13 protein-coding genes are annotated in these 17,474 nt (G+C 64.7%); 8 read left to right on the top strand and 5 right to left on the bottom strand.

Translation table 11 applies throughout. The features are described 5' to 3' along the window. Nucleotides 1-7 precede the first annotated feature (7 nt). The 3 genes from NVS32_RS08920 to sufC are packed head-to-tail and all read right to left on the bottom strand — an operon-like array spanning nucleotide 8 to nucleotide 3,290. Entirely contained in the window at nucleotides 8-1,108 is a 1,101-nt protein-coding gene (locus NVS32_RS08920) for a SufB/SufD family protein (protein WP_258499501.1), read from the bottom strand. Then, nucleotides 1,108-2,523, bottom strand: coding sequence for a Fe-S cluster assembly protein SufB (sufB, locus tag NVS32_RS08915; RefSeq protein WP_258499500.1), 1,416 nt, complete (start codon nucleotides 2,521-2,523; stop codon nucleotides 1,108-1,110). The genes NVS32_RS08920 and sufB overlap by 1 nt, the downstream gene beginning before the upstream one ends. Beyond that, the gene (sufC, locus tag NVS32_RS08910; RefSeq protein ID WP_258499499.1) at nucleotides 2,520-3,290 is read right to left on the bottom strand and encodes a Fe-S cluster assembly ATPase SufC; all 771 of its coding nucleotides are present in this window, start codon (nucleotides 3,288-3,290) and stop codon (nucleotides 2,520-2,522) included. The genes sufB and sufC overlap by 4 nt, the downstream gene beginning before the upstream one ends. Nucleotides 3,291-4,018: 728 nt before the next feature. Here sufC and pepT point away from each other — a divergent pair. The 5 genes from pepT (at nucleotide 4,019) to NVS32_RS08885 (ending at nucleotide 11,025) form a co-directional block, all read left to right on the top strand. After that, a complete protein-coding gene (gene pepT / locus NVS32_RS08905; RefSeq protein WP_258499498.1) occupies nucleotides 4,019-5,302 on the top strand; it encodes a peptidase T in 1,284 nt (427 codons plus the stop codon). Between the two features lie 178 nt (nucleotides 5,303-5,480). Then, complete coding sequence (locus NVS32_RS08900; RefSeq protein ID WP_258499497.1) at nucleotides 5,481-6,773, top strand: MFS transporter; 1,293 nt, start codon at nucleotides 5,481-5,483, stop codon at nucleotides 6,771-6,773. Nucleotides 6,774-6,900: 127 nt separating this feature from the next. Then, entirely contained in the window at nucleotides 6,901-7,407 is a 507-nt protein-coding gene (locus tag NVS32_RS08895) for a MarR family winged helix-turn-helix transcriptional regulator (RefSeq protein WP_258499495.1), read from the top strand. Continuing rightward, nucleotides 7,394-9,148 carry an ABC transporter ATP-binding protein gene (locus NVS32_RS08890; RefSeq protein WP_258499494.1) on the top strand — a complete coding sequence of 585 codons (1,755 nt, stop codon included), beginning with the start codon at nucleotides 7,394-7,396 and terminating at the stop codon, nucleotides 9,146-9,148. The genes NVS32_RS08895 and NVS32_RS08890 overlap by 14 nt, the downstream gene beginning before the upstream one ends. 2 nt (nucleotides 9,149-9,150) lie before the next feature. Then, nucleotides 9,151-11,025 (top strand): ABC transporter ATP-binding protein, encoded by a 1,875-nt coding sequence (locus tag NVS32_RS08885; protein ID WP_368407220.1) that lies wholly within the window; start codon nucleotides 9,151-9,153, stop codon nucleotides 11,023-11,025. A 32-nt stretch (nucleotides 11,026-11,057) separates the two neighbouring features. Here NVS32_RS08885 and NVS32_RS08880 read toward each other — a convergent pair whose 3' ends face one another. Further along, nucleotides 11,058-12,155, bottom strand: a complete 1,098-nt coding sequence (locus NVS32_RS08880) for a DUF8462 domain-containing protein (RefSeq protein ID WP_258499493.1) — start codon at nucleotides 12,153-12,155, stop codon at nucleotides 11,058-11,060. Between the two features lie 510 nt (nucleotides 12,156-12,665). Between NVS32_RS08880 and gatC the strand changes: the two genes are divergently transcribed. From gatC to gatB, 3 genes are read left to right on the top strand one after another with little or no spacing between them, the layout of a single operon-like run. Further along, a complete protein-coding gene (gatC, locus tag NVS32_RS08875; protein ID WP_258499492.1) occupies nucleotides 12,666-12,992 on the top strand; it encodes an Asp-tRNA(Asn)/Glu-tRNA(Gln) amidotransferase subunit GatC in 327 nt (108 codons plus the stop codon). Next, complete coding sequence (gene gatA / locus NVS32_RS08870; RefSeq protein WP_258499491.1) at nucleotides 12,992-14,488, top strand: Asp-tRNA(Asn)/Glu-tRNA(Gln) amidotransferase subunit GatA; 1,497 nt, start codon at nucleotides 12,992-12,994, stop codon at nucleotides 14,486-14,488. The genes gatC and gatA overlap by 1 nt, the downstream gene beginning before the upstream one ends. Continuing rightward, nucleotides 14,485-16,020, top strand: coding sequence for an Asp-tRNA(Asn)/Glu-tRNA(Gln) amidotransferase subunit GatB (gene gatB / locus NVS32_RS08865; protein WP_258499490.1), 1,536 nt, complete (start codon nucleotides 14,485-14,487; stop codon nucleotides 16,018-16,020). The genes gatA and gatB overlap by 4 nt, the downstream gene beginning before the upstream one ends. A 357-nt stretch (nucleotides 16,021-16,377) precedes the next feature. Here the strand turns inward: gatB and NVS32_RS08860 are convergent, their stop codons facing one another. Further along, complete coding sequence (locus tag NVS32_RS08860) at nucleotides 16,378-16,749, bottom strand: YegP family protein (protein ID WP_258499489.1); 372 nt, start codon at nucleotides 16,747-16,749, stop codon at nucleotides 16,378-16,380. Nucleotides 16,750-17,474: the final 725 nt, after the last annotated feature.

Genomic DNA, 17,474 nt, shown 5'->3' with positions numbered 1-17,474 from the left:
GGTGGCTTCACGCCTCCTCGCCCTCTGCGAGCTGCGCGCTCGCGTCGAAGTCGTGCGCTACCTGGGCGCCCAGCACGCGCTCGGCCTGACGCACGGCGACGTCGTGGGCGTGTGCCTCGGGCGCGTTGATGATGGCGTCCTCGAAGAGGGCGCGCACGAAGAGGGCCTCGGCGTCCTTGCGGGAGAGGCCGCGGTCGGCCAGGTAGTCCATCTGCTCGGGGCCAACGGTGCCGATGGTGGCGCCGTGGTTGCCCTGGACGTCGTCCTCGTCGCAGAGGATCACGGGTACGGTCTTGTTGACCACGTCGTCACCAAAGACCAGCACGTTCTCGGCCTCGTCGCCCTTGGAGCCGCGGGCTCCGTGGACAAGGTCGATGGTGGCGCGCAGGGCCTTCTCGGCGGCGTCGTCCAGGATGCCGTTCTCGCGCACGTGGGCGATGGTGTTCTTGCCGCGCTGGCGCACCACGTGGTTCACGTCCAGGCGATCCTTGCCGTCCGCGAAGTAGCGCAGCCCAATGTTGGCGCGGGCACGGTCGCCGGAGAGCGAGACCGCCGTGCCAAAGGCCACGGTGCCGCCGCCCAGCGCGTACTGGCGAACCTCAATGCGGGCGTCGTCGTCCGCGTCCACGCCCACGCTCTCGAGGTGCTGCTGAGAGGAACCAACGCCCACGACCTCGGTGATTGTGACATGTGCGCCCTCCTCGGCAACCACGCGCAGGAGCGAGGCCGAGGTGGTCGAGCCAGCGTTTCTGCCGCCCGCGGCAACCACGATGGAGACCGTGGCACCCGCGCGCACCATGACGCCGGTGTCTGCGACCTCGCCCTTGTCGGTGTCGACGGCCACCACGATGGGCTCCTCGCGCACGGTGTGCGCGGGGACCTCCACGTAGCGGGCGTCGGCGGCCTGCGAGGTCACCCAACTGGTGACCTTCTCGCCCATGCCGCACTCGATGTGCGAGAAGAGCTGGGGGAGCGCAAAGTACACATCGCCCTTGCGCGAGATTTTGGGCACCGTGAGCGTGATGTCATTGGCGCGCAGGCGGTTCCAGGTCTGCGCGGGGGGCTCGTTCACGCGGTCGAGCACGACGGTGGCGTTCTCGTCTGCCATTAGCCGATCGCCCCTTCCATCTCGAGCTTGATGAGGTTGTTCATCTCGACGGCGTACTCCATGGGGAGTTCCTTCGAGACCGGGTTGGCAAAGCCGTTCACCACGAGCGTGCGGGCTTCCTGCTCGGAGCAGCCGCGGCTCATGAGGTAGAGGATCGTGTCGTCCGAGATGCGCCCGATGGTTGCCTCGTGGCCAACCGATGCGGAGGGGTTGCGCACGTCCATCGCGGGGATGGTGTCGGAGCGGCTGATGTTGTCGAGCATGAGCGACTGGCAGCTCACGGTGCAGCGCGCGTTGTCCGCGTGGCGGCCCACGACGACCGAGCTCCTGAAGGTGTTGATGCCACCGTCCTTTGAGATGGACTTGGTGCTCACCGAGGCTGTGGTGTCGCGGCCGTTGAGGATGACTTTGCAGCCGGTGTCGAGGTCCTGCGTGGCGCCAGAGAAGGTGATGCCCGTGAACTCGCAGCTCGAGCGGTCGCCAGCGAGGATCGTGGTGGGGTAGAGGTAGGAGACGTGGCTGCCAAAGCTGCCCGAGACCCACTCCATCTTGGCGTCGGCGCCCACGGTCGCGTGCTTGGTGTTGAGGTTGTACATGTTCTTGGACCAGTTCTCGATCGTGGAGTAGCGCAGGCGTGCGCCGTCCTTCACGAAGAGCTCCACGGCGCCGGCGTGGAGGTTGGCCTCGTAGTACTTGGGTGCCGAGCAGCCCTCGATGAAGTGCAGGTTGGCGCCGGGCTCCACGATGATGAGCGTGTGCTCGAACTGACCTGCACCTTGGGCGTTGAGGCGGAAGTAGCTCTGCAGCGGGTAGTCGAGACTGACACCCGCGGGCACGTAGACAAAGGAGCCGCCCGACCACACGGCGTAGTGGAGCGCCGCAAACTTGTGGTCGGTCATGGGGATGAGGGTGCCGAAGTACTCGTGCACCACGGGCTCCCAGGTGGGGTCGTGGAGCGCATCCTCGATCGTGGTATAGACCACGCCCTGCTTGGCGACCTCCTCGCGCATGTTGTGGTAGACGATCTCGGAGTCGTACTGGGCGCCCACGCCGGCGAGGCTCTCGCGCTCCGCCTCGGGGATGCCCAGGCGCTCGAAGGTGTCCTTGATGTCTGCCGGCACGTCGTCCCAGCTCGAGGCCTGCTTGGTCTTGGGCGAGACGTACGTGGAGATGTGGTCGAGGTCAAGGCCTGCGATCGAGGGGCCCCAGTTGGTGGCCATGGGGCGGCGGTGGTACTCGTCGAGCGCCTTCAGGCGCAGGTCGAGCATCCACTGGGGCTCGTCCTTCTTGGCCGAGATTGCGCGCACGATGTCCGGCGTGAGGCCGTCGGCGTAGCGCTCGTATCCCTCCTCGGACTTGGTGAAGTCGTAGAGGGAGCGGTCGACGTCTGCGACCTGCGTCCTCTCCTTTGTCACCTTGCATCACCCTCGCCCGCGGCCTGGCTCCCGAAGCGCTCGAAGCCGTTCTTGTCGATGTCGTCGATGAGGCTTGCGGGGCCCTCGGCAACCAGGTGGCCCTTGACCATCACGTGCGTGCGGTCAACGGTGAGGCGCTCGAGGATGCGCGTGTTGTGCGTGATCATGATGAGGGCGCCGCCCACGGTCTCGCGGTAGCGCTGGATGCCGTGCGAGACGGTGGCCAGGGCGTCGACGTCGAGGCCGGAGTCCGTCTCGTCGAGAATTGCCAGCTTGGGCTGGAGAAGCAGCAGCTGGAGCATCTCGATCTTCTTCTTCTCGCCGCCCGAGAAGCCTACGTTGAGCTCGCGCATGAGGAAGCTCTGGTCGAGGTTGAGCTCGTCGGCGATGGCGCCCACGCGGCGACGGAACTCGCGCGCGGTGCACTTGAGCTCGGGGCGCATCTGCGAGATGGAGCGCAGGAAGCTGTAGAGGGGCACGCCGGGGACCTCGACGGGGGCCTGGTAGGACAGGAAGATTCCGGCGAGCGAACGCTTGTCGGGCGAGAGCTCGGTGATGTCCTGGCCGTCGAAGGTGATGGTGCCTGAGGTGACCTTGTAGGTGGGGTCGCCCATGATCACGTGGCCGAGCGTCGACTTGCCGGCGCCGTTGGGGCCCATGAGGACGTGGGTCTCGCCTGCGCCAACCTTGAGGTCGACGCCGTGGAGGATGGGCTTGTCCTCCGTGCCTGCGGAGATGCCGCTCACGTCGAGAAGCGTGTCTGCCATGCTGTTCTTCTCCTAGCTCGAATGCGCCTGCGGCTTGCTGGCTGCCGACGCAGGTTTCCTCTCCCCGCACGGGGTCGGCGAGCCGGCGCGCGTGCGTTCCTTCCTAGTCGCGTTTGGCGGTTGGGCACTCGTGGGGTGCCTGGGGCTGCCTGCGGGGGACAAATTGGTCTGCCCGCGAAGGTGCCTTGGGTTGCTCGCGAGAGTGCCTTGGGCCACCTGTGGAGGGTGCCCCACGCGACCTAACCCGAGGGTACCCCTTACGACCTAATTCATACTAGTTTGTAGGAAATAGATGGCAAGGGTGAGGGGCGGGTTTCTCGGTGGTTTCACAAATTCCTACGGCTAAGGGGGCATTTTGTTGGGGTCGGCGGCGCGGGCGCGCGACTGGCGGCGCTTCTCGGCGGCGTTGCCAGCCCTTTCTTCAATGCCGCGCCATCTCGCCGTTTAGGGATTTTCCGAACGGTTAGGCGCCCCTAACCGGCGAGGATGCGCGGTATTGCTGGGGTGCCGCGGATTCCGAACGGTTAAGCGCCTCTAAACGTTCGGATTTTCCCTAACCGGCGAAATGGCGCGGCATCTTGGCGACACTGTTGCCGCGGGCGCCGCGAGACGTGTGCCGAGAAGCGCCACACGCATTGCGCTAGGGTAGTCATCCGGGAGAGGCGAGCGACGCCGCACCGCTGCTGTCGCCCGACCATCAAATGCCACGAGGGGAGAGGTGCCACCATATGGGACGCAAGGCGACAAGCGACGTGGTCGAGAGGTTCGTTCGCTACTGCGAGGTTCCCTCGCAGTCGGACCCACGCACCGCGACCACGGTTCCCTCGACCCCCGCCCAGTTCGACATGGCGCGCGTCGTCGCGTCTGACCTGCGCGCCCTTGGTGCCCAAGACGTCAAACTCGACGAGCACGCCTACGTCACGGCCCACTGGCCGGCAAGTGCGGGCGCCGAGAAGAACCCCACGCTCGCGTTCTGCTGTCACCTCGACACCGCCTGGCAGACCTACGGCAGTTCCGTGCACCCGCAGGTCAAGCTCTACAAGGGTGGTCGCATGGTCCTCGGCCGCGGTCGCGACGGCGCCGAAGTCGCCCTCGATCCCGCTGCAAACTCGGAGCTCAAGGACCTCGTTGGCGAGAACCTCGTGACTACGGATGGCACATCGCTTCTCGGCGGAGACGACAAGGCCGCCATTGCTATGGTGGTCTCGCTACTCGCTCGTCTGCGCGAGGACCCCGAGCTCCCGCACCCCGCGCTCGCGCTGGCGTTTGTCCCGGACGAGGAGATCGGCCACGGCGCGGCGCTGCTCGACCTTGACGCGCTAGGTGCCGCCTACGGCTACACCATCGACGCTGGCTCCCTGGGCGAGTTCTGCTACGAGACGTTCAACGCTGCCGAGGCGACCATCCGCGCCAACGGGCGCTCGGTCCACACTGGCACCGCGAAGGACGTGATGGTCAACGCCTCCGAGGCGCTGTTCCGCGTGCACCAGCTCGTTCCGCCTCAGGACCGCCCGGAGTTCACGCAGGACCGCGAGGGCTTCTTCTACCTGGAGCGCATCGAAAGCGACTGCGAGGACGCCCGCGCGGACTACATCATCCGCGACCACGACCGCGCGCGCTTCGAGGCGAGAAAGGATCTGTTGCGCTCCGCTGTGGCCCAGGTGAACGCCGAGTACGCCCTGCGGCCCTCCACACGGGATGACCAGCCCGTCCTCTCCATCGACATTCATGACCAGTACCGCAACATGGCCGAGGTCATCACGCGCCCGGAGAACGCGCTCCTCATTGAGTCAGCGCGTCGGGCGTACGAGGCGTGCGGCGTCACCATGCGCACCGTCCCCATGCGCGGCGGCACCGACGGCGCGCAGCTCTCGTTTCGCGGCCTGCCATGCGCGAACCTCTCGGCCTGCTATCACAACGCGCACGGTGTGACCGAGTTTGTGCCGGTGCGCGAGCTCGAGACCATGGTCGACGTGCTTCAGGCACTCGTGGGCATCTACGCGGAGGGCTAATATCCCAAGGCTCGCCCTTGCTGGGCGGCTCGCATGAGCGTAACATCGTACTAACGTTGGCTAACCAAGGAGACATTCATGACTGGGATTGCAGGAGGGCTGCTCGCTAAGTAGCGACGCATCGTCCGCCCCATGATGGGGCAACGTCCCTCTCGCCGCCAAATCCTTGGAGATAACCATGCCTTCCTTCCTGAGCTCCTTGCGGCACCCCCTCTCTACGCCCACGCGCCGTCTCGTCCTTGCAAACTTCCTGCTCGTCGTGTGCTTCACCGCCACGTACTTCGTGGGCCTCATCGGCTGCGCCACCTACCAGCTCGGCGCCGGTGCCTTTGAGGTCTCTGCCCTCGTCGTGCTCGTCAACGTCACGCTCGTGGTGGGCGGTGCCCTCGCGGGCGTGGTCACCGACCGCATCGGTCCGCGCCGCACGCTCGTGGCCTCGCTCGCGGGCTTCGCGCTTATTGGCGTCTTTGCCCTGCTCATGCCGCTGAACTACCCCATGCTGGCCGTCGCCTCTGCGCTCGAGGGCCTCGCGGACGGCTTCTGCGGCACCACGGTGAGCGCCTACCCGCGCTTTCTTACCAACCGCCCGCGAGAGCTCAAACGCCTGAACAGCCTCTGCGGGACTTCCGTCTCGGTCGCCGTCATCGTGGGGCCGCTCGTCGGCGGGGCCGTCACGGCGCTCTCGACCAACCAGGTCTGCTTTGCCACGATTCCCGTGGCGTTGCTTCTCGCCGCAGTCCTGGTATGGGCGACGCCGGAGGCGCTGGATGCCATGGGCGAGCAGCACAGGGATAACCAGCAGGGCGAGAAGGCCGCCGCTAGCGGGGGCTTCTGGCACCAGCTTGCCGAGGGCTTTCGCGTGACCTTCTCGCACGGAACGCTGCGGACGCTCTTTCTCATCTACTTCCTGGGCTTCTTCGCCTATGGCGCCTTCGACTCGCTGGAGTCGCTCTTCTACCGCGACGTGCTGCGCGTTGGCGGCGACTGGATGGGCTGGCTCTCTGCCTGCGCCGGCGTTGGCGCCACGGCGGGTTCGCTCCTCGTGGTGCGGGTCCCGACGAAGCGCCTCACGCTTGGTACGCTCTCCGCGTTGCTCCTCGTGACCGGCCTGGGCTCGATGATCTACGTGGGCACGGCAAACGTCGGAGTTGCCATTTTGGGGCAGCTCGTGACCGGGCTGGGCTTTGGCGCCATGCGTCCCGTGAAGGACACCATCCTCCAGCGAAGCTGCGACATCTCCTACGTTGGCCGCGTGACCGCGGTCATGAACGCGGGCACCAACAGTGCGGGCACCCTGCCGCTGCTCGTGGCGCCGCTGGTGGCAAACGTGCTCGGCGTGCAAGGAACGCTCTTCGCGGCATCGGCGATAGTCGCTGCCCTAGCGCTGGCGTTTCTCCTGATTGCGCACAACGGCGAGAAAAACGCAGCGCGTGAAACCGTCGCAGGGAGCCTCTCCTCCAATGATTGCTAACACCATTAGCAAATGGAGGGAACGTGGAGGGTCCCACAATGTAGCTCATGGCATTAGCTACTAACGCCATGCTAGGTAGCATTCCAATTCGTTAACGGCATTAGACAAATTGACGAGAGGGGCTGCCTTGGCAAACGAGAGCGAGACGGACTGGGATGAGCTGGCCCAGCGGCTCATGACCTCGATACACGCCCTGCGAGCAGGTCACGGGACGCACTCCAAGGACATGGAGATGCGCGGCGAGATTAACGCCCTGCACGCGCTCCACCACCACCCGGAGGGCATGACTCCAACGGCCCTGGCGCGTGCGTGCCAGGTGTCGACGGCGCGCATCACAAAGACGCTCGACCAGCTCGAGGGCCGCGGGCTGGTGGAGCGCCGGGCGAGCGCACGTGACCGGCGTAGCGTGAACGTGATGCTCACCGAGAAGGGCACGACCGAGGTCTCCCGGCGCATCGAAGAGATTAACAGCTACGTTGGCGGCATCCTGAGCGAGCTGGGCGAGGATGACGCAAAGGAGCTCGTGCGCATCTCGGGGCGCCTTGCGCAGGTGGTCGCAGCCCGAGTCAAGGCGGCAGGGTGCTCGCGGGCCGGCTGTCCCTTGGAGGGAGATGGTGCAGATGAGGCTCGCTAGGCTTCTGCGCTCGCATGCTGGCGAAGTCGTTGCGGTGTTCGCGTTCCTTGTCGTCCAGGCAGTCTGCGAGCTTTCGCTGCCGCGTTACATGTCCGACATCGTGAACGTTGGCGTGGTCGGCGCCGAGACGGGCAACTCCGCCTACCTTGGTCACATGGCACTCGTGATGTTTGGCTTCTGCGCGGGTTCGCTCGTGGCGGCCGTGCTCACGGGCCTCATCGCGTCGCGGGTGGCCGCCGCGGTGGCGCGCGACCTTCGCCGCAAGGTGTTTGCAAAGGTGATGTCCTTCTCGCCCGCCGAGGTCAATCGTTTCTCGCAGTCGTCGCTCATCACGCGCTGCACCAACGACGTGCAGCAAATCCAGAACATGATCGTGATGATGCTGCGGATGGTCATGCTGGCCCCCGTCATGGGCGTGGTCGCCGTGGTGCAGGTCATGACCATGGGCGGCGGGCTCGCGTGGATCGTGGGCGCAGCGCTTCTCGCCGTGCTTGGCGTCATTGCGGTGCTCTTTGTGTTCACCATGCCGCGATTCAAGGCCATGCAGACACTCGTGGACCGCGTGAACCTCATAGCGCGCGAGATTCTCGACGGCATCATGACCATCCGCGCCTTTGGGCGACAGGACCACGAGCTGGCGCGCTTTGACGGGGCGTCAGGCGACCTGCGTGACGCGCAGCTCTTCGTGAACCGCGCCATGATGCTCATGATGCCACTCATGATGCTCGTGATGAACGTGACCACCGTTGCCATCGTGTGGTTTGGCGCGCATGAAGTGGCGGCCGGTGCCATGCAGGCGGGCGACATGATGGCCTTCATCAGCTACGCCATGATGATCGTGATGAGCTTCCTCATCGTCTCGATGGTGGCGGTCATCCTTCCGCGCGCCGAGGTCTCGATCGGTCGCATCCAGGAGGTTCTGGACGTCGAGCCGGCTGTCCGCGAGGCCGAGCACTCCACGACGCCTGCCGCCGACGCGCCTCGCGGCCGTCTCGTCTTTAACCACGTGAGCTTTCGCTATCCCGATGCCGAGCGCGACGTGGTGAGCGACGTGAGCTTCTCGACCGCCCCAGGCAAGATGACGGCGATCGTGGGATCTACCGGATCGGGCAAGTCCACGCTCGTGCAGCTGGCCCCGCGCCTCTATGACCCCACGGCCGGCACCATTACGCTCGACGGGGTGGACACGCGAAAGATGTCCCTCGCGGACCTGCGCTCGCGCGTGGGCTACGTACCGCAGCAGGGCTTCCTCTTCTCGGGCACCATTGCCTCGAACGTTGCCTTTGGCACAGATGACGCTGACGAGAAGGACCTGCGCCACGCCATCGACGTGGCCCAGGCCACGGAGCTCGTGACCCAGAAGGAAGACGGCCTTGAGACTGCCATCGCCCAGGGCGGCACGAACGTCTCGGGCGGACAGCGCCAGCGCCTGGCAATAGCCCGCGCGCTTGCCACGCACCCCGAGGTTCTCGTGTTGGACGACTCCTTCTCGGCACTCGACTACGCCACCGACGCCCGTCTGCGCAAGGCGCTCGCCCGCGAGCAGTCCGATACCGCCGTGCTGGTGGTTGCCCAGCGCGTCGCGAGCGTGATGAACGCCGACCAGATCATCGTGCTCGATGACGGCCGCGTGGTTGGCCAGGGCACGCACGAGGAGCTCTTGCGCAGCTGCCCCGAATATCTGGAGATCGCGAAAAGCCAGCTTAGCGCCAAGGAGCTTGGCCTTGGAGAGGGGGAGTAGGAATGGCGGAGATAACGCAGCAGCCCCGAAGGGCACCGCGCCCGCACGGCCCCGGCAACCGCATGGCGCCGGGCGAGAAGGCCAAGGACTTCAAGGGCACCATTCGCAAGCTCCTGCAGTACATGGGGCCCTACCGCGTGGGGCTCGTGGCGGCGGTTATTCTCGCCATGGCATCGGTGGTCTTCTCGGTCGTGGGACCAAAGGTCCTGGGCAACGCCACCACCGAGGCCATCCGTGGTGCGCAGGCCCTTGCGGCGGGCACGGGTGGCATCGACTTTGGTCTCATTGGCAAGATTCTGGTGACGCTTCTTGTCATATACCTTGCCAGCGCGGCCGCCTCTGGCATCCAGAGCTGGATCATGACGGGCATCACGCAGAAGGTCGTGTACCGCATGCGTGGGGAGATTGCCGGCAAGATCTCTAAGGTGCCACTCTCGTACTTCGACGGCGGAGCTGTCTCGAAGGGCGACGTGCTCTCGCGCATGACCAATGACGTTGACACCCTGAGCCAGTCGCTCAACCAGGGGCTCATTCAGCTGGTCACATCGCTCACCCAGATTGTGGGCGTTGCGGTGATGATGGTCACGATCTCGGTCACGCTGGCGGGCGTCACCTTCATAACGCTGCCCGTCTCGGCCGTTATCCTTGGCGTGGTGATCCGCAAGTCGCAGAAGTACTTCAAGCTCCAGCAGGAGCAGCTTGGTGCGGTCAACGGTCGCGTCGAGGAAGACTTCTCGGGCCAGGTGGTGATCCAGGCGTTCAACTGCGGCGAGCGCGCCGTGGAGAACTTTGGCGAGGAGAATGACCGCCTCTTTGAGAGCGCCTGGAAGAGCCAGTTCCTCTCGGGACTCATGCAGCCGCTCATGGCCGTCGTGGGCAACCTGGGCTACGCGGGCGTTGTCGTTGTGGGCGCATGGCTTGCCGTTGAGGGAGCCATCCAGCCCGGCGACATCCAGGCGTTCACCCAGTACGTCAAGAACTTCACGCAGCCCATCACGCAGCTTGCCACGGTGTCAAACGTGCTGCAGCAGATGGCAGCCTGCGCCGAGCGCGTGTTCGAGTTCCTCGACGCGCCGGAGGAGGAAGAGACGGCCGCGCTTGACCCCGCCACGGGCGAGCCCGTCGAGGTCATCGGCAACGCTGCCGGCGCGGTGGACTTCGACCATGTCTCGTTTGGCTACCTGCTCGGGCAGCAGATCATCCACGACTTCTCGGCGGACGTGGAGCCTGGCCGCACGGTTGCCATCGTGGGGCCAACTGGCGCCGGCAAGACGACGCTCATGAAGCTGCTGCTGAGGTTCTACGACGTCAACGCGGGGGCGCTCTCTGTGGACGGGCACGACGTGCGCAACGTCTCGCGCGCCGACCTGCGACAGAACTTCTCGATGGTCCTGCAGGACGCATGGCTGTTCAAGGGGGCCATCCGTGAGAACATCCGCTTTGGGCGGCTTGACGCCACCGACGAGGAGGTGGAGGCCGCCGCGCGCTATGCGCACTGCGAGCACTTCATCAAGACGCTGCCGGGTGGGTACGACTTCGAGCTGGACGAGGGTGCCACCAACGTGAGCCAGGGCCAGCGCCAGCTGCTCACCATAGCCCGCGCGGTTCTTGCCGACAGGCCCATCCTCATCCTGGACGAGGCCACGTCGAACGTGGACACGCGTACCGAGTGGCGCATCCAGCGCGCGATGGACAAGCTCATGGCGGGTCGCACGAGCTTCGTGATTGCCCACCGGCTCTCGACCATCAAGAACGCCGACACCATCCTGGTGCTGCGCGACGGCGATGTGGTGGAGAAGGGCACGCACGAGGAGCTTCTCGCCGCGGGCGGCTTCTACGCGCAGCTGTACCAGTCGCAGTTCGAGGAGGTCGCGTAGGGGCACCCGAGCAGGTCAGTCGCATGGGCTGGCTAGTCGTCGAGCTCTTCCCGAACGAAAGCCCTGAATTCGGGAAGAGCGAAGCGCACCACTCCACGAGTGACCTGCTCAATGACTCCTTCCGCGAGCAGTCTGCTTCGGTACTTTGATGCGTAACGGCTTTCCACTCCCATGCGCTTTGCAATATCTGATATGCGACTCTCATTTTCGTCATCGAGCATTGCCTCAACGAATTGCAGGTCGATCTGGGAGAGCTCCCGGAACGTTGGCGCTAGGATATGCGTGCGAAAGTCATCCTGTGCATCTCGAATCCCGCGGTGTGCCTCCCTTGCAGATATGACGTCGTCTGGACTTGTTGCCTGCCAGCATCTGAACCCTACGAGCTGAAGCATATAGGGAAAGCCACCGATTGCACGGACGCACGCCTCGAGCGCGTCGTCCGTGACTTCTTTTCCGCCAATGGCGGCCGTCTCCCTGAAGGCCTCCCGCACGTCGGCGTCGGGAATAGTTCCCAGGGTATGCTGCTGTGCTCTTCTCAGGAAAGAAACGCTCTTATCGTTGAGAAGGGCACTGATGTTATGGGGAAGTCCTGCCATCACCAGCGCAACTCGGCGCTCCTCGCGCACGAAGAGCTGATAGATAGCGGCGAGCGTAATCATCTCGTCGAGCGTGGCAACAACTTCATCGACTGTGATCAGGAGACCGTATCCTGCGCCTTCAATCATGCTCACGAGCTTGCCCATGCGGGTACGCCAGTTCTCAGAAGGGGCAGGTGCGGCTTCCCGGCTAGCGCTCACGGGACCTACGCCAATACTCGTTAGACGAGGCGGTTTTGCCTTTCCCTTTTCTAGGATGTCTGCGCTGGCTAGAAGTGTCTGCTCGTATATGTCCTCGAGCATGCCGGGCATGGCAACGGCATGGACTGCGATCCACCCTTGGTCAGAGGCCTCTTTTCCAAGATACGTGAGAAGTGCGGTCTTTCCAGATCCACGCGGACCAACAAGAATGCTGGAGAGATTGGGATTGCCCTGGACAAAGGCATCAAACAATTCTCTTCTAATTGACTGACGCCCCGCCATCACCAAGGGGACACTGCCAAATTCGGGAGTGAAGGGGTTGATTGGTGACATCCCGCGCGCCTTTCGCCTTGTTCGCCTTTGTAGGCAAGGTGCATAGTCTGGCGAAAAACAAGGGGCGGGGAGAGGGACATGAATCCCTCTCCCCGCGGGAGGAAGGTGGGTCGTGTGAGACGCTGCCGTGGGCGCTCTGCGCTAGCGGCGGCGACGGCTGAGCGGGCGACGGTTGTGCTCGCCACCGTCGCCAATGATGACGATGAGGCTCAGCACGCACACGATGGCGATAAAGGCGATGTGCTCGAGGACGTTCATGGTGGCTCCTTCCGACGCGACTCTTGGTCGTTGCCTTTCGTTGACTCCATACTCCCGCGTGGCTGCGTGCGGTGCCATCGACCCGGCTTACGGCTGTCTTACGGTCTTGTAAGCCAGGTCTTCTCGGCATCTGCTCCCGCTCTGCCCACGCTCGCCCACGCCCCCGTGTTGCACCTTGGTAATGTGACGCCGCCGCATTCCGTCCCGTCCCGTAGAATGGACGTCGTGAAACTGCTCCAGACGGGAGGACCCATGGCACTCAGCAGGGAAGACGTAGCAGGCATTGCAGACTACGCGCGCATCGCCCTCACGGATGACGAGCTCGACGAGATGACCACCTACATGAACGAGGCGGTCGACCTTCTCGAGCCCATCCGCCAGTACGACCTCGACGGGGTCGACCCCACCTTCCACCCCATCGGCGACCTCTCCAACGTGATGGGCGAGGACATCATCGACGATTCTGTCCGCGCGCTGCCCATTGACGTGGCGCTCAAGAACGCGGGCTCTACGCGCGACCGCTACTTCCGCGTGCCCTCGATCCTGGGCACCGACGAAGACGAGGGAGGCATCGCCTAATGGCCAACATCGACCAGCTCTCCGCCGCGCGCATCGCTGCCGGCGTGGCCGCGGGGGAGTTCAGCGCAACCGAGGTGGCCAAGGCCTCCCTCGACGCCATCGAAGCACGTGACGAGAAGGTCCAGGCATTCCTGCAGGTCTCGTCTGACCTTGCCCTTGCCGCTGCCACCGAGACGGACCGCCGCCGCGCTGCGGGCGAGAAGCTCGGCCCCCTGGCAGGCGTGCCCGTAGCCTTCAAGGACAACATGCACCTGGTTGGCACGCGCACGACCTGCGCCTCAAAGATGCTCGAGAACTACGAGTCAACCTTCACCGCAACGTGCGTGCAGCGCATGCTCGACGCGGGCGCCACGCCCATGGGCAAGGCCAACATGGACGAGTTTGCGTTTGGCTCGTCCACCGAGTCCTCTGCCTTCCACCGCACGAACAACCCCTGGGACACCGAGCGCGTGCCCGGCGGCTCTTCGGGCGGCTCGGCTGCTGCCGTCGCCGCCGGCGAGGTCACCATCTCGCTGGGCTCCGACACGGGTGGCTCCATCCGCCAGCCCGCGAGCCTTTGCGGCGTGGTGGGCATGAAGCCCACGTATGGCGCCGTGAGCCGCTACGGCGTGGTTGCCTTTGGCTCCTCGCTCGACCAGGTTGGCCCCTTTGGCCGTAGCGTGGAGGACGTGGCGCTTGCCATGAACGCCCTCACCGCTGCCGGCCGCGATCCGTACGACTCAACGAGCCAGCCCTGCGCCGTCGACTTCCTCGAGCACCTGGAAGACCCCGTCGAGGGCATGCGCGTGGGCGTGGTGCCTGCGCTCATGGAGGCCGCCGGCCTCACGGCGGAGGTTCGCACGGCCGTGGAGGGTGCGGCGAAGGCCCTCGAGAACGCCGGCGCCGAGCTTGTCGAGGTCGACCTCCCCAACATCAAGTCCGCAATCGCCGCGTACTACGTGATCGCACCGTGCGAGGCCTTCTCCAACCTCGCTCGCTTTGACGGCGTGCGCTACGGCTACCAGGAGGAGGGCTGCCTCACGCTTGCCGAGCAAACGTCCAAGAGCCGCGCGCACGGCTTTGGCGAGGAGGCCAAGCGTCGCCAGATGCTGGGGGCCTACCTGCTCTCCAGCGGCGTCTACGACAAGTACTACTACCCGGCGCAGCAAGTGCGCACCCTCATCACCCGGGACTACAAGCGCGCATACGAGCAGTGCGACGTCATTCTCATGCCTGCCTCGCCGCGCACGGCGTTCAAGTTTGGCGAGATGAGCGACCCCACGCAGATGTACGCCTCGGACATGTTCACCATCTCGAACAACATCGCCGGCAACGGCGGCATCTCGGTGCCGCTGGGCCTGGGGGCAGAGTCCCACCTGCCCGTCTCGGTCCAGCTGCAGGGGCCGGCCTTCTCGGACCGCAGGCTCCTGCGCTTTGCCCGCGCCGTCGAGAAGTCCTTCTCGGCGCACGGTGCCGTTGCGCCCGAGTTTGCCGGGAAGGGGGGTGAGCTTTCGTGAAGAAGCTCGCCGAGGTCCTGAAGGACTGGGAGGCCGTCATTGGCCTTGAGGTCCACACCGAGCTCACCACGCTCGAGACCAAGATGTTCTGCAACTGCAAGAACACGCACGACGACCCGCCCAACACCAACGTCTGCCCCGTGTGTCTGGGCATGCCGGGCGCGCTGCCGGTGCCCAACCGCGCGGCCATCCAGTCCATCGTGATGGCGGGCCTGGCCACAAACTGCCAGATCATGCGCCACTCGATGTTCTACCGTAAGCACTACTTCTATCCCGACATGGCCAAGAACTTCCAGACCACGCAGGGGCCGGTGGCGTTCTGCATGCATGGGCACCTTGACCTGGAGGTTTCCGGCGAGGGCGCAGCCGAGCGTCCGGCCTGGGAAGACGTGGCGGGCGACGGTGAGACGCCCATCTCGCGCGAGAAGGACGGCTCATACGTGGCGCCCATCCGCATCCTGCGCATCCACATGGAGGAGGACGCCGCCAAGATGGTGCACGTGGGCGGCGAGGAGGGCCGCATCACCGCTGCCACCGAGAGCCTCATCGACTACAACCGCTGCGGTACGCCGCTGATTGAGCTGGTCACGGAGCCCGATTTGCGCACGCCCGAGGAGGCCCGCCTCTTCATGGAGAAGCTGCAGCAGACGTTCAAGACGCTCGGCATCTCCGACTGCTCGCTGGAGAACGGCTCCATGCGCTGCGACGGCAACATCAGCCTGCGTCGGCGCGGCGAGACGCGCCTGGGCACCAAGACCGAGATGAAGAACATCAACTCGTTCAAGAGCCTGCACGACGCGCTTGAGTACGAGATCTGCCGCCAGGCCGAGGTGCTCGAGGAGGGTGGCATCATCTACCAGGAGACGCGTCACTGGGAGCCCAGCCGTCGTCGCACCGTGGTGATGCGCGTGAAGGAGACGGCGGACGACTACCGCCTGTTCCCCGACCCGGACCTGGCCCCCTTCGACCTCACCGACGACTTCATCGAGGAGGCGCGCGAGAAGATCCCGGAGCTGCCGGACGCCAAGCGCGACCGCTATATGCGCGACTACGGCCTGAAGCGCGCCGACGCCGCCCAGCTTGCGGGCGACCCTGCGGTTGCGGCCTTCTTCGAGGGGGCACTCGACGGCGCGCCGTCAAAGACGGTTGCGACTATCGCCAACGTGATGGTGAACTTGGCGCCGAGCTTTGACGCGCTTACACCCGCGCAGGTGAGGGGCATCTCTGGGCTTCTCGCCGAGGACGCCATCACGTTTGCGCAGGCGCGTGAGGTACTCGAGGCCGTCAACGGCACCGACAAGGACCCGGAGCGCGTGGTGGACGAGCGCGGCATGCGCCAGGTGACGGACACGGCGGCGCTGGAGCCCATCGTGGACGAGGTTCTCGCACGCTGTACCAATCAGGTCCAGCAGTACCACGACGGCAACAAGAAGGTCGTGGGCTACCTGGTGGGGCAGTGCATGAAGGCGTCGAAGGGCTCGGGTAACCCCAAGCTCTTCAACAAGTTGCTCACGGCGCGACTCGAGGCGTAGGGCGACGACGGCACCCAGTGCTGTTGTGAATGCGTGGCCCCTCTGGCGTCGGCTTGGCGCCGGAGGGGTCGTTTTGGCAGCAGGTGCGTACGCAGTCGCCGCTGTGGCGCCGTTTTGGCGTCACAAGGCTCGTTCCCGCAACCGGTTGGGGCAAAAGCGCACACGAAAACGATACGGGCTTCTCGCCAGGCGCGTTTTCCCAGGAAGCTGGTAGTAACCGGTCGTTTTGGTGTGCGCTTTTGCTGGCTGGGGTTCCCGCAGCACCTCCGCACAAAGATGCCGCTCCGGCGCCAAATTCTCGCCGGAGCGGCACTTCTTGCAGAGAGGACCGTCGCCTTCTCGCGCGTGGACCTCGCGCTACTCCTCGCTCTGCGCCAGCGGAGAATCACCTTCGGCGCGCATGCGCTCGATTCTTCTCAGCAGGCTGTCCTTGTGCGGATAGGAGTGCGACTGGGCAATGTCGTTGCTCTCGTCCGGATAGAAGCGGAAGAAGTAGTTGCCCGAGAGGGTCTGGAAGATGCGGTACTTAGGTGCCGCCATCGGCTGCCAGTCAAGCGAGGTGGTGTCCTCGACCGCTGCGTCCTTCGCGGTCTTGCGAATGCGATTGATGCCGTCAAGGCAATCGTCCTTGGACGGGAAGACCATGGACGTGGCGACGATGTGGCCGTTGCTTGCACACAGGTTGAAGAGGTACTTTCCTTCGTTCTCGTTGAGTACGTACTGCCCCATACTAATCACCCCAAACGCTTGAAGCGGATACACCTTGGGCCCGTAAGCCGACGTTAGGGTATTGATTCCACTCTAACGGGGCAGTCAAGCGACCGAGATGGCGAGCGGTCGTTTTTGGGACGGAATCGGCAGGGGGTGTGTCACCACGGCCGGCGAGGGCCCCAGCACGTCGTTTCGTTTCCATCGGGTTTCGCATTGGCCGCCCGCTACGGCGCGAGACTTCCTCAGCTGTATAAATATCCCAGCTCAACACTAGGAATTAACCGAAGCCACGTCGTGGCCAAGTCCCCAAAGGGAGGCGCAGGAGTTGGAGAACCTCGCACATCCGAGCACGCTCGCTACCCGCGCCTGTTGCACTCTCGCTGGCTGTCGCCGTTAGACACTCCTTTTGCCCAGCCCGGCAATGAGGCTGGTGCTGCCTTTCATCCCAAATCACATCAAGTACGCGAGAGGGCCCCTGCCTCATTGGGACCTGGCCCTACTCGTCCATGTCTGTGCACGTAGCGTCGGGTGTGCCCTCCGGACAACCCGGATAGGAGAGGAACCATGTCTGCAGAGAACCACCAGTCCAACGAGAACCCCGCATCCCTCGGCGGCACGACGCCTTCGCGCTCCGCCACGCTGCACCTCTCGACCCGACTCATCCACGCCGGTACCACCACGGACCCAGCTGCATTCAGTCAAGTAAAAGTCGACAGTTCGCTCTGTCGATTTCCCACACTTCG

Source organism: Tractidigestivibacter montrealensis (genome assembly GCF_024741235.1).
Lineage (GTDB): Bacteria > Actinomycetota > Coriobacteriia > Coriobacteriales > Atopobiaceae > Tractidigestivibacter > Tractidigestivibacter montrealensis.
This window is presented reverse-complemented; position numbering and strand designations above follow the sequence as displayed.